Source organism: Staphylococcus sp. HMSC055C03, from assembly GCF_001809385.1.
GTDB classification, from domain to species: Bacteria; Bacillota; Bacilli; order Staphylococcales; family Staphylococcaceae; genus Staphylococcus; species Staphylococcus simulans.
Genome location: NZ_KV797485.1, coordinates 1 through 471, shown reverse-complemented (window position 1 = coordinate 471; position 471 = coordinate 1). Strand labels below are relative to the sequence as shown.

At 35.0% G+C, this 471-nt stretch carries 1 pseudogene; it reads left to right on the top strand.

The window, feature by feature from the left end:
* A pseudogene (locus tag HMPREF2603_RS04315) lies at window positions 1-412 on the top strand (IS6-like element IS257 family transposase); the annotation flags it as partial.
* Window positions 413-471: the final 59 nt, after the last annotated feature.

Genomic DNA, 471 nt, shown 5'->3' with positions numbered 1-471 from the left:
TTTATATCGTGCCATTGATGCAGAGGGACATACATTAGATATTTGGTTGCGTAAGCAACGAGATAATCATTCAGCATATGCGTTTATCAAACGTCTCATTAAACAATTTGGTAAACCTCAAAAGGTAATTACAGATCAGGCACCTTCAACGAAGGTAGCAATGGCTAAAGTAATTAAAGCTTTTAAACTCAAACCTGACTGTCATTGTACATCGAAATATCTGAATAACCTCATTGAGCAAGATCACCGTCATATTAAAGTAAGAAAGACAAGGTATCAAAGTATCAATACAGCAAAGAATACTTTAAAAGGTATTGAATGTATTTACGCTCTATATAAAAAGAACCGCAGGTCTCTTCAGATCTACGGATTTTCGCCATGCCACGAAATTAACATCATGCTAGCAAGTTAAGCGAACACTGACATGATAAATTAGTGGTTAGCTATATTTTTTTACTTTGCAACAGAACC